The sequence below is a fragment of the Bradyrhizobium arachidis genome, assembly GCF_015291705.1.
Lineage (GTDB): Bacteria > Pseudomonadota > Alphaproteobacteria > Rhizobiales > Xanthobacteraceae > Bradyrhizobium > Bradyrhizobium arachidis.
Map to the genome: position 1 here is coordinate 1,176,583 of NZ_CP030050.1, position 12,260 is coordinate 1,188,842.

General features: G+C 64.4%; 10 protein-coding genes. 3 read left to right on the forward strand and 7 right to left on the reverse strand.

Annotation, left to right across the window (positions count from 1 at the left end; all coding sequences use genetic code 11):
- Nucleotides 1-69: 69 nt before the first annotated feature.
- From WN72_RS05850 to WN72_RS05880, 7 genes are all read right to left on the reverse strand, one after another.
- A complete protein-coding gene (locus WN72_RS05850; RefSeq protein ID WP_027561245.1) occupies nt 70-1,296 on the reverse strand; it encodes an ABC transporter substrate-binding protein in 1,227 nt (408 codons plus the stop codon).
- Nucleotides 1,297-1,412: 116 nt separating this feature from the next.
- Complete coding sequence (locus tag WN72_RS05855; RefSeq protein ID WP_027561244.1) at nt 1,413-2,648, reverse strand: ABC transporter substrate-binding protein; 1,236 nt, start codon at nt 2,646-2,648, stop codon at nt 1,413-1,415.
- A gap of 31 nt (nt 2,649-2,679) precedes the next feature.
- On the reverse strand, nt 2,680-3,696 hold the full coding sequence (locus tag WN72_RS05860; RefSeq protein WP_027561243.1) for a branched-chain amino acid ABC transporter permease: 1,017 nt from the start codon (nt 3,694-3,696) through the stop codon (nt 2,680-2,682).
- A 2-nt stretch (nt 3,697-3,698) separates the two neighbouring features.
- Nucleotides 3,699-4,577, reverse strand: coding sequence for a branched-chain amino acid ABC transporter permease (locus WN72_RS05865; protein WP_027561242.1), 879 nt, complete (start codon nt 4,575-4,577; stop codon nt 3,699-3,701).
- A 12-nt stretch (nt 4,578-4,589) separates the two neighbouring features.
- Nucleotides 4,590-5,303 (reverse strand): ABC transporter ATP-binding protein, encoded by a 714-nt coding sequence (locus tag WN72_RS05870; protein ID WP_008135694.1) that lies wholly within the window; start codon nt 5,301-5,303, stop codon nt 4,590-4,592.
- A complete protein-coding gene (locus tag WN72_RS05875; RefSeq protein WP_092216616.1) occupies nt 5,300-6,097 on the reverse strand; it encodes an ABC transporter ATP-binding protein in 798 nt (265 codons plus the stop codon). The genes WN72_RS05870 and WN72_RS05875 overlap by 4 nt, the downstream gene beginning before the upstream one ends.
- A 66-nt stretch (nt 6,098-6,163) precedes the next feature.
- Entirely contained in the window at nt 6,164-7,030 is an 867-nt protein-coding gene (locus WN72_RS05880; protein WP_027561240.1) for an IclR family transcriptional regulator, read from the reverse strand.
- 130 nt (nt 7,031-7,160) lie between these two features.
- On the opposite strand from WN72_RS05880, the gene WN72_RS05885 reads away from it, so the two are divergent.
- The 3 genes from WN72_RS05885 (at nt 7,161) to WN72_RS05895 (ending at nt 12,235) form a co-directional block, all read left to right on the forward strand.
- Nucleotides 7,161-9,257, forward strand: a complete 2,097-nt coding sequence (locus WN72_RS05885; protein WP_092216615.1) for a 3-hydroxyacyl-CoA dehydrogenase NAD-binding domain-containing protein — start codon at nt 7,161-7,163, stop codon at nt 9,255-9,257.
- A 111-nt stretch (nt 9,258-9,368) separates the two neighbouring features.
- The gene (gene pimA / locus WN72_RS05890) at nt 9,369-11,051 is read left to right on the forward strand and encodes a dicarboxylate--CoA ligase PimA (protein ID WP_092216614.1); all 1,683 of its coding nucleotides are present in this window, start codon (nt 9,369-9,371) and stop codon (nt 11,049-11,051) included.
- On the forward strand, nt 11,048-12,235 hold the full coding sequence (locus WN72_RS05895) for an acetyl-CoA C-acyltransferase (RefSeq protein WP_092216613.1): 1,188 nt from the start codon (nt 11,048-11,050) through the stop codon (nt 12,233-12,235). Before pimA ends, WN72_RS05895 begins: the two co-directional genes overlap by 4 nt.
- Nucleotides 12,236-12,260: the final 25 nt, after the last annotated feature.

Genomic DNA, 12,260 nt, shown 5'->3' on the forward strand with positions numbered 1-12,260 from the left:
CGCTTGCGAGACGGCGCAGCTGTCTGGAGTTGTTTAACAAGTCACGAACGATCTTGAGTTGCCCGGCTTTCAATGCCCATGGTCGCTCGAGATGATGTCGCCGAACAGCTCCCACTTCTTGCCCTTGAAGCGCATCATCTGGAGTTGCTCGATCGGGGCGAAATTGTCGGGTGCGGTGTTGATCTTGATCCCCGGCAGCAGCGTGTCGGGCTCGAAATCCTTCAAGCTCGCCGCCTGCTTCATGACGTTCTCGCGGGTGAGGTCGTCGCCGCACATCTGAAGCACCTTCACCATGGTCTGCGACGCGGCATAGCCGAACACCACGCCGGCATCGAGCTTGTTGGCCTTGGGGTCGTACTGCGCGATGAAGTTATAGAACTTCTTCATGCCGTCATCGGCGTTCCATTGCGGGTCGGAGCCGTCCTTGGTGTAGGTCGCCGACAGCACGCCTTGCGAGATCTCGATGCCCGCCGGCTCGAGCACGCCGCCGACTGAGGCCGAGACGTTGGAGATGATGTGGACCGGATGCCAGTTGATCTCTGCGGCCTTCTTGATCGCTTGGGCTGCAAATTTCGGCGTGGTGATGCTGATGAAAACGTCGGCGCCCGAGGCCTTCAGCTTCACGACGTGCTCGTCGATCGCCGGCTCCGAGGTGTCGTAGCCGTCCTCCATCACGATCATCGACGCCTTCGCGCCGAGGCCGTCCTTCAAGCCCTTCAGATAGTCCTTGCCGAAATCGTCGTTCTGATAGAGCACGCTGATCTTGGCGTCCGGCTTCTCCTTCATGATGTACTTGGCGTAGATGCGCGCCTCGCTGGCGTAGCTCGGCTGCCAGCCCATGGTCCACGGATATTGCTTCGGATCGTTCCACTTCGAGGCGCCGCTCGCCACGAACAATTGCGGCACCTTCTTCTCGTTCATGTATTTGCGGATCGCGCTGTTGGTGGAGGTGCCAAGCGAGCCGAAGATCAGCAGCACCCCGTCGCTCTCGACCAGCTTGCGGGCCTGCTCCACCGTCTTCGGCGGCGAATAGGCGTCGTCATAGGAGATGAACTTGATCTTGCGGCCGTTGATGCCGCCCTCGGCATTGACCTTGTTGAAATAGGCTTCCTCGGCCTTGCCGATCGCGGCATAGGCGGAGGCCGGCCCGCTATAGGGCATGATGTTGCCTATTCTGATCTCGGTATCGGAAGCGCCGCTGTCGTATTTCTTTTGCGCCAGCACAGGGCCAGTCATCGCAATGCACAACGCGAGTGCGACCCACAGGGACGCAACCTGAAGACGAACGGCAGTCATTGTTCTCCTACCCGGGCTCGGATCGGCGCATTGAACAAGATTGGCGCCCGGCGTCAACAAAAAGCCCCCGCGATCGTTCGCGGGGGCTTCTTGTTTCGGACTATTGCGTCAGCTTGTCACTCGGAGGCGACGTCGCCGCTGATGATCTCGCCGAAGAGTTCCCACTTCTCGCCCTTGAAGCGCTGCATTTGGAGCTGCGCGATCGGGGCGAAGTCGGTGGCGCTGGTGTTGATCTTGACGCCGGGCAGCAGGGTGTCCGGTGCAAAATCCTTCAACGAGGCCGCCTGCTTCATCAGGTTGGCGCGGGTGAGATCGTCACCGCACATTTCCAGGACCTTGGCCAACGTCGAGGCCGCGCCGTAGCCGTAGACCATGCCGGTGTCGGTCTTGTCGGCGCCGGGCATGTACTTGTCGACGAACTCGTTCCACTTCTTCATGCCGGGATCGTTGTTCCACTGCGGATCGGTGGAGTCCTTGGCATAGGCCGCCGACAGCACGTCCTGCGAGGCCTCGAAGCCCGCCGGCTTCATCACGCTGCCGACCGAGATCGACACGTTGGTGAGGATCTGCAGCGGCTTCCAGCTGAGCTCGGCGGTCTTCTTGATGGTCTGCGCGGCGAATTTCGGCGTCGCATAGATCAGCAGCACGTCGGGATTGGCGGCCTTGATCTTGACGATGTGGCCGTCGATCGACGGCTCGGACACCTCATAGCTCTCTTCCAGGATGATCATGGACGAGGCCTTGGCGCCGAGGCCGTCCTTGGTGCCCTTGAGGTAGTCTTTGCCGAAATCGTCGTTCTGATAGAGGATCGCGACCTTGGCGTTCGGCTTCTCCTTCATCAGCCACTTCGCGTAGATCTGCGCTTCGCTCTGGTAGGAGGGCTGCCAGCCGATGGTCCAGGGGAAGTTCTTCGGGTCGTTCCACTTGGTGGCGCCGGTGGCGACGAACAGCTGCGGGATCTTCTTGGCGTTGAGGTATTTCTGGATCGCGGTGTTCGAGGGCGTGCCCAGCGGGTTGAACACGGCCAGCACCTCGTCGCTCTCGACCAGCTTGCGGACCTGCTCGACCGCCTTCGGCGGCGAATAGGCGTCGTCATAGGTGACGAAATTGACCTTGCGGCCGTTGATGCCGCCCTTGTCGTTGATCATCTTGAAATAGGCTTCTTCGGTCTTGCCGATGATGCCGTAGGCCGACGCCGGCCCGCTGTACGGCATGATGTTGCCGACCTTGATCTCGGTATCGGAAGCGCCGGTGTCGTATTTCTTTTGCGCGAGTGCCGCGCCCGAAGTGAGAGCAAAGGCTGCCGTTGCCGTGACCAGCGCGGCGGCTCGCAGTGTTCTTTCAAAAAGCAATTCGGGTCTCCTTGGTTTAACGAACGAGTCTTCAGTTCTTCCTGAGCTTGCCAGCGAGCTGCTGGCCCAGGATCGCGACCTGCCTTGCGCCGTGTGGCACGAGGTAGATGACGAGGAACAACAGCACGCCGAACACCGCGCCGGAGAGGCCCTTGGAGATGCCCTCCGCGATGTTCGGCACGAAGATGATGAAGGCGGCGCCGACGATCGAGCCGGGCAGCCAGCCGACGCCGCCGACCACCATGCCGAGGAACAGCGAGATCGCGAGCGTGATGGTGTAGCTGTCGGGCGCGACGAACTGCACCGCGATGGCGCCGAGCGAGCCGGCGATGCCGGTGATGGCGGCGGAGACGCCGAACGCCAGCGTCTTGTAGAGTGCGACGTTGATGCCCATGGCGGAGGCCGCGATCTCGTTGTCGCGGATCGCCATGAAGGCGCGGCCCGAGCGCGAGCGCAACAGGTTCACCGAGAAGATGTAGATCGCCAGCACGACCACGAGCGTGAAATAGTACAGCCACATGTCCTGCGACATCGACAGGCCGAACGGCGCGTCGGGCTTGGTGACGACGAGGCCCTGCACGCCGCCGGTCCAGTGCTCGAGGAAGTTCAGCTTGAGCAGCTGCGGCATCGCGGTCGCGAGCGCGAAGGTCGCCAGCGCCAGATAGACGCCGCTTAGCCGCAGCGCCGGCTGGCCGAACAGGAAGCCGAAGCCGAAGCAGACCACGCCGGCAATCGGCAGCGTCAGCGCATAGTTGACGTTGAAATGCTCCATCAGCACCGCGGTCGTGTAGGCGCCGACCGCGTAGAATGCGCTCTGGCCGAGCGAGAACTGGCCGCTTCCGCCGGTCAGGATGTTGAGCGCCAGCACCGCGAGCCCATAGATCAGGAGCATCGTCATCTGGAAGATGATGAAGTTCTTGACGAAGACGGGAGCGATGATCAGCGCGGCCAGCACCACCAGCGAGGTGCCGGTGCCCAGCGTCATGGCCCGCTTCGGAACGGCCTCGACCGCCTCGTGGCCTTCGACGACTTCTTCTGCTGCGCTCATGATCAAACTCGCTTGACGATGTGCCGGCCGAACAGACCAGCGGGTTTGACGACCAGGACGGAGATGATCAGCGCGAGCGCGATCGGGAGTTTCAGCTCGTTGCCGACGCCGGGAATGTAGGTGCCGGCGAGGTTCTCGAAGATGCCGACCAGGAAGCCGCCGACCACGGCGCCGAACGGGCTGGTGAGACCGCCGAGCACCGCGGCGGCAAAGCCGTAGATCAGCACGCCGCCCATCATGTTGGGCTCGAGGAACACGACGGGGGCGATCAGCATGCCGGCGATCGAGCCGATCGCGGTCGCCATGCCCCAGCCGAGCGCGATCATCCAGCTCGTGTTGATGCCGACGAGGCGGGCCGATTCAGGTACCGAGGCGGCCGCACGCATCGCAAGGCCAATCCTTGTATACTGGAAGAAGAAGTAGAGGCCGAGCAGCAGCAGCACGGTGACGCCGATCATGCCGGCCTGGTGAGTCGAGATCAGCTGGCTGCCCAGGAACGGCGAGGAGCCGAACGGGGTCGGATACTGCTTGATGGTGAAGTCCCAGAGCAGGCCGGCCGAGGAGTTGATGATCGCATACAGCGCGATGAAGCCGGCGACGTTGGTCAGCACTGGCGCTTTCGCAAGCGGCTTGAACAGGATGCGCTCGATCGCGATGCCGGCGACGAAAGAAAATACCAGCGTGATCAGGAAGGCGGCCCAGTAGGACACGCCCCACTGCATCAGCTGCCAGGAGATGAAGGTCGAGAACATCGCCATCTCGCCTTGCGCGAAGTTGAGATGATCGATGGCCTGGTAGATCATGACCACGGCCAGCGCCATGCAGGCATAGATCGCGCCGGTGGCAATGCCGGCCAGCACTTGGTTGGTGAAAAGCTCCATCGTGCCGGCTCCTCAGTAACCCAGATAGGATTTGCGGATTTCTTCGTTGTTCGCGATGTCCTTGGCGTTGCCCGACATCACGATGCGTCCGGTCTCGATCACATAGGCCTGGTCGGCGAGCTCGAGCGCGAGCTGGGCGTTCTGCTCGACCACCAGGATCGACACCTTGTCCTCGCGGTTGATCTTGCCGAGGATGCCGAACAGGTCGCGCACCACGAGCGGCGCAAGGCCGAAGGACGGCTCGTCCAGCAGCATCAGGCGCGGCCGCAGCATCAGCGCGCGGGCGACCGCGAGCATCTGCTGCTCGCCGCCGGAGAGCGTGCCGGCCTGCTGGGTGTGGCGCTGCTTCAGCACCGGGAAATGCGCATACATGCGCTCGATGTCGGAGACGATGCCGGCGCTGTCCTTGCGGGTGATGGCCCCGAGCTGCAGGTTCTCCTCCACCGTCATGGTGGTGAAGGTGCCGCGGCCCTGCGGCACATGGGCGATGCCGAACCGCACGATGCTCTCGGTGGAGCGGTTGTTCAGCGGCTTGCCGTCGAACTCGATGCCGCCGGTGGAGCGCACCATGTTGCAGATCGCGCGCAGCGTGGTGGTCTTGCCGGCGCCGTTGGCCCCGAGCAGCGTCGTCAGCGAGCCCTCGTTGAGCGAGAAGGACAGGCCATGGAGCGCCTGGACCTGGCCGTAATAGGCGCGCAGGTCCTTGACGTTGAGCAGTGTCGTCATTGGTCCTTGCTCCCGAGATAGGCCTTGATGACGTCGGGGTCCGCCTGCACCTGGCTAGGGGTGCCTTCGGCGAGCTTCTTGCCGAAATTGAGCGCGACGACGTGGTCGGCGATCGACATCACGAGGCCCATGTGGTGCTCGACCAGCAGCACGGTCATGTGGCGCTCGTCGCGGATGCGGCGAATGAGGTCGCCGAGCACATAGACTTCCTCGTGGTTGAGGCCGCCGGCAGGCTCGTCGAGCAGCAGGATCTTCGGGTCGGCCGCCAGCGCGCGCGCCAGCTCGACGCGCTTCTGCGTGCCGAAAGGCAGGCCGGAGACGGTGGTGTGGGCGACGTCCTCGAGGTCGAGATAAGCGAGGATCTCGTGCACCTTCTTGTTGACGTCGCTCTCGCTGCGCCGGACCCAGGCGAGCCGAAGGGAGTCGCTGATGATGTCGCTGGAGGTCTTCGAATGGGCGCCGACGCGGACGTTGTCCATCACCGAGAGGTTCGGAAACAGCGCCACGTTCTGGAAGGTGCGGCCGATGCCGATCTCGGCGATGCGGTGCGGCGGCCGCGACAGGATGCTCGCGCCTTCCATCAGAATGTCGCCGGACGACGGCTGGTAGAGCCGCGAGAGACAGTTGAAGAGCGTGGTCTTGCCGGCGCCGTTGGGGCCGATCAAGCCGAGGATCTGGCCCTTGTGCATGTCGAACGACACGCCGTTGAGCGCAACGATGCCGCCGAACACGACGCTGACGTCGCGAACTGCGAGCAGGGGCGATGTACCCTGCGCGAGCTGTGCCTGCGTCATCTCGTCTCGCCCACCGAGTTCAGTGGGCGATGGGGCGATGCGAACCGCTCCCGGTGACGACAAAGGCTATCTGATCCCCTCGGCCACACGCGCAACTTTTCCTCCTGATTTCAGCTTTTTGCTGATTTCTTTTTTGGATTGCGGCATCAGTCCCCCGAGTGCCGCTTCGATGTTCCTTACCATCGCCAGCAGACGCGGTCCAATGTCGTTGATCAAACGCTCTTCCGTGAAACGGAATGCGGGCGCGCCGCAATTGAATGCGTAAGGTCCGGTTCCGTCGTTGAGCCTGAGCGCGACGCCGGCGGCTCCGATGTCGTCGTGCCAGTCGCCGACCGAAATCGCGAAGCCGTGTTTCGCGACGGTCTCGCCGGAGCGTTCCAAGCCGTCGCGCATCTTGGGCCAGCGGCTGCCGTAATGTTCGCGCAGCATGCGGGACAATTCGGCGCGATCCTCGTCGTCGAGCGCCCAGAAATAGGCGCGGCCCATCGCGCTGGTTGCAATCGGCACGCGGGAGCCGACGTCAAGTTGAACGCCGACCGTCTCGGTGCCGCGGCTCTGCCCGAAATAGATCATGCTGTGACGGTCGCGGCCCCCGACGGCCACGGCGCCGCCGGTCGCGCGCATCACTTCCTCGCGAAACGGTTCGGACAAATGCCGAACGCCGAGATTGGCAAGCGCGGCGTAGCCGAGCGACATCGCGGCGGGTGCGAGCTGGTACTTCTCGAAACGGGGAACCGGCGTCAGATAGCCGAGCTTCGTCAACGTGTAGGTCAGGCGCGAAACCGTCGGTTTCGGCAGGTTGGTGCGGGCCGCAATCTCCTGATTGCCGAGCAGACCGTCATTGGGTTGGAATGCGCGCAATACGTCCAGTCCGCGGGAAAGCGCGACGACGAAATTCCGATCGGTCGCAGTCTTCTTTCCTGTACGCTTCATCCCTGATCTGCTTCTTGCGCGGAGTCGTTGACAAGCCACGTGCTTCAAAATAACCCTGCCGTCAAGATGCGGAATTAAATTCCGCACCGCGAAATCGAACAAAAGTAAATCCCCACCAAGGAGGGACACCGTGAGCGAAGTGGTCAAGCTTGAGCGTCATGATGAAGTCGGCATCGTCACGGTCGACAGCCCTCCGGTCAATGCGCTGAGTGCCGCAGTCCGCGGCGGCATCCTGGAATGCATCAAGGCCGCCGTCGCCGATCCCGCCATCAAGGGCATCGTGCTGACCTGCGCCGGCCGCACCTTCATTGCCGGTGCCGACATCACCGAATTCGGCAAGCCGCCGAAGCCGCCGGCGCTCAACGATGTGCTGGCCGAGATCGAGAATTCGCCGAAGCCCGTCGTTGCCGCGATCCACGGCACCGCGCTCGGCGGCGGCCTCGAGGTCGCGCTCGCCTGTCATTTCCGCGTTGCGGTGAAAGAAGCCAGGCTCGGCCTGCCCGAGGTGAAGCTCGGCCTCTTGCCGGGTGCCGGCGGAACCCAGCGCCTGCCGCGCGCGGTCGGGCCCGAGCTCGCAGTCAAGATGATCGTCGGCGGCGATCCCATCGGTGCCGCTGAAGCGTTGAAGAACGGCCTGATCGAGGAGATCATCGAGGGGCCGGCCTCCGGCGGCGAAGCCTTTGTGCGCAAGTTGCTTGCGGAGAAGCGTCCGCTGCGCCGCCTGCGCGATGACGATTCCAAGATCGCGGCCGCCAAGGCCGACCGCTCGATCTTCACCAACGCGGTCGCCGCCATGACCAAGAAGTCGCGCGGCCTGGAAGCGCCGTTCGCGGCGGCCGACGCCGTCGGCTACGCCATCGACCTGCCGTTCGACGAAGGTCTGAAGAAGGAGCGCGAGGGTTTCCTCAAGCTCGTCGCCAGCGACCAGTCCAAGGCGCAGCGTTACGCCTTCTTCGCCGAGCGCGAGGCCAACAAGATCGCGGGCGTGCCCGAGGGCACCAAGTCGCGGCCCGTTAACCGTGTTGCCATTCTCGGCGCCGGCACCATGGGCGGCGGCATCGCGATGTCGTTTGCGAACGCTGGTGTTCCCGTCACCCTGATCGAGACCGGCGAGGAGCAGCTCAAGCGCGGCCTGGGCATCATGCAGAAGAACTGGGAAGCGACCGCCGCGCGCGGCGGCATCCCGGCCGACGCGCCCGCCAAGCGCATGGCGCTGATCAACGGCGTCGTCGGTATCGAGAATGTCGGCGATGCCGACCTCGTCATCGAGGCCGTGTTCGAGACCATGGCGGTGAAGAAGGAGGTGTTCGGCAAGCTCGACCAGTTCGCAAAGCCGGGCGCCGTGCTCGCCTCCAACACCTCGTATCTGAACATCGACGAGATCGCGAAGTCGACCAAGCGTCCGCAGGACGTTTTGGGCATGCACTTCTTCTCGCCGGCCAACGTCATGAAGCTGTGCGAGATCGTGCGCGCCGACAAGACCGCGCCGGATGCGCTGGTGACGGCTGTCACCATCGCGCGCAAGATCGCGAAGGTGCCGGCCGTGGTCGGCGTCTGCGACGGCTTTGTCGGCAACCGCATGCTGGCCCAGCGCGGCAAGCAGTCGGAGAAGCTCTTGTTCGAGGGCGCGCTGCCGCAGCAGGTCGACGCCGTCGTGACCAAGTTCGGCATGCCGATGGGGCCGTTCGCGATGGGCGACCTCGCCGGCCTCGACATCGGCTGGCGCTCCCGCAAGGATCGCGGCATCAAGTCGGAGATCGCGGACGCGCTGTGCGAAGCCGGCCGCTTCGGCCAGAAGACCGGCAAGGGCTACTACAAGTACGAAGCCGGCTCTCGCGCGCCGCTGCCCGATCCCGATGTCGAGAAGCTGATCGACGAGACGCTGCTGCGTCTCGGCCGCAAGAAGCGCGTCGTCAGCGACGAGGAAATCCTCGAGCGCATGATGTACCCGATGATCAACGAGGGCGCGAAGATCCTCGAAGAGGGCATCGCGGCGCGTCCCTCCGACATCGACGTGGTCTGGCTCTACGGCTATGGCTGGCCGATCTATCGCGGCGGCCCGATGTTCTGGGCCGACAGCGTCGGCCTCAAGCACATCGCCGATCGCCTGTCGTTCTACGCCAAGGAGACCAACGATCCGAGCCTCGAGCCCGCCCCGCTGCTGAAGAAGCTCGCTGCGGAGGGGAAGACGTTCGCGTCGCTGGCCGCGGCGTCGAAGGCGGCTTGATGGTTGGCGTCATTCCGGGATGGTCCGAAGGACCAGACCCGGAATCTCGAGATTCCGGGTTCGGCTCTTCGAGCCGCCCCGGAATGACGGTCTGTGTGGCTTAAGGAATCCATGACCCATCCCGGCGAACAGTTTTATCCCGAGGGCGTGCACTGGGACGACACCATCGCCCAGGGCTCGCTGCCTGACCTGCTGTCGAAAGCCGCCGCCGATTACGGCCCGCGCACCGCGCTCGAATTCCGCGATCGCCCCATCACCTATACCGGGCTCGCAGCTCAGGCCGAGCGCGCCGCGGCGGCGTTTCTGCGGGCTGGCATCGGCAAGAACAGCTCCGTCGCGCTGTTCCTCGGCAACACGCCCGATCATCCTGTCAATTTCTTCGGCGCACTGAAGGCTGGCGCCCGCGTTGCGCATCTGTCGCCGCTCGACGGCGAGATCGCGCTGACGCACAAGGTCTCCGACTCCGGCTCGCGCGTGCTCGTGACCTCCAACCTCGCCGCGCTGCTGCCGACCGCGCTGAAGTTTCTGGAGAAGGGCCTGGTCGATCGCCTCGTCGTCTGCGAGGACGACGATTGGGGCAAGGTCGGCACGCCGCAGGCGGCGATCCCTGGGGATCCCCGCATCGTCACCTTCAAGACCTTCGTCGATGGCGCCACCGCCCCCGCAGAGTGGCCGTCCGTCACGGCCGACGACGTCGCGCTGCTGCAATATACCGGCGGCACCACCGGCCTGCCCAAGGGCGCGATGCTGACGCATGGCAATCTCACCTCGGCGGTCTCGATCTACGACGTCTGGGGCAAGCCGTCGCGTGCCGCGCGCGGCGATGTGATCGAGCGCGTGATCTGCGTGCTGCCGCTATTCCACATCTACGCGCTCACCGTCGTGCTACTATCCGCGCTCAGCCGCGGCAATCTGATCTCGATCCACCAGCGCTTCGACGTCGAAGCCGTGATGCGCGATATCGAGGTCAAGCGCGCGACTTACTTTCCGGGCGTTCCGACCATGTGGATCGCGATCGCCGCGCTGCCGGATCTGGACAAGCGCGACTTCTCCTCGCTCGCCACCATCGGCTCCGGCGGTGCGCCGCTGCCGGTCGAGATCGCGAATTTCTTCGAGCGCAAGGTCGGCAAGAAGCTGCGCAGCGGCTGGGGCATGACCGAGACCTGCTCGCCCGGCACCGGCCATCCGCCCACCGGGCCGGACAAGCCCGGCTCGATCGGCCTGATGCTGCCCGGCATCGAGCTCGACGTCGTTTCGCTGGACGACCCGACACGTGTGCTGCCGCCCGGCGAAGTCGGCGAGATCCGCATCAAGGGGCCGAACGTCACCAAGGGCTACTGGAACAGGCCGGAGGGATCCACTGACGCCTTCGTCGATGGCCGCTTCCTCACCGGTGACATCGGCTATGTCGACTCCGACGGCTATTTCTTCCTGGTCGACCGCAAGAAGGACATGATCATCTCCGGCGGCTTCAACGTCTATCCGCAGATGATCGAGCAGGCGATCTACACCATTCCGGGCGTGCACGAGGTGATCGTGCTCGGCATTCCCGACCAGTACCGGGGCGAGGCTGCAAAGGCCTTCATCAAGCTCAAGCCCGACGCAAAACCGTTCACGCTCGACGAGCTGCGCGCGCAGCTCGCCGGCAAGGTCGGCAAGCACGAACTGCCGGCCGCGGTCGAGTTCGTCGACGATCTGCCGCGCACGCCGGTCGGAAAATTGTCGCGCCACGAATTGCGCCAGCAACAGAAACCATCACAATCCACCCCACTTGCATCAGGAGGTCGTTCTTGACCGACGCCGTCATCGTTTCCACCGCCCGCACCCCGATCGGCAAGGCCTATCGCGGCATGCTCAACGCCACCGAGGGTGCAACCCTGCTCGGTCACGCCATCGGCGAAGCTGTCGCCCGCGCCAAGGTCGACCCGAAGGAGGTCGAGGACGTCGTGATGGGCGCAGCGCTCCAGCAGGGCGCGACCGGCGGCAACATCGCGCGCAAGGCGCTGCTCCGTGCAGGTCTCCCTGTGACTGTCGCCGGCACCACCATCGACCGGCAGTGCGCCTCGGGCCTGCAGGCCATCGCGCTCGCCGCGCGCTCGGTGATCTTCGACGGCGTCGAGATCGCGGTCGGCGGCGGCGGCGAGTCGATCTCGCTGGTGCAGAACGACAAGATGAACGGCTTCCACGCCCAGGACCCGGCGCTGCTCAAGATCAAGGGCGAGGTCTACATGCCCATGATCGACACGGCGGAAGTGGTCGCCAAGCGCTACGGCATCTCGCGCGAGAAGCAGGACGAATATTCGCTGGAGAGCCAGCGTCGCACCGCCGCCGCGCAGCAGGGCGGCAAGTTTAGGGACGAGCTCGCCCCGATCACGACGCAGATGGCGGTCACCGACAAGGCGACCGGCGCAGTGTCGATGAAGGAGGTCACGCTGTCGCAGGACGAAGGTCCGCGTCCCGAGACCACCATCGAGGGCCTTGCCGGCCTCAAGCCGGTGCGCGGCGAAGGTTTCTCGATCACCGCCGGCAATGCCAGCCAGCTCTCCGACGGCGCCAGCGCCTCGGTGATCATGAGCGACAAGGAAGCGGCGAAGCGCGGCCTTGCGCCGCTAGGCATCTTCCGCGGCTTCGTCTCCGCCGGCTGCGAGCCGGACGAGATGGGCATCGGCCCGGTCTTCGCGGTGCCGCGCCTTCTGAAGCGCCATGGCCTCACCGTCGACGACATCGGCCTCTGGGAGCTCAACGAAGCCTTCGCGGTGCAGGTGCTGTATTGCCGCGACAAGCTCGGCATCGACCCCGAGAAGATCAACGTCAATGGCGGCGCGATCTCGGTCGGCCATCCCTACGGCATGTCCGGCGCGCGCCTCACCGGCCACGCCCTGATCGAAGGCCGCCGCCGCAAGGCCAAGTATGCGGTCGTCACCATGTGCGTCGGCGGCGGCATGGGTGCGGCGGGATTGTTCGAGGTGTTGCAGTAAATGTTTCTGTCATTCCGGGGCGCCG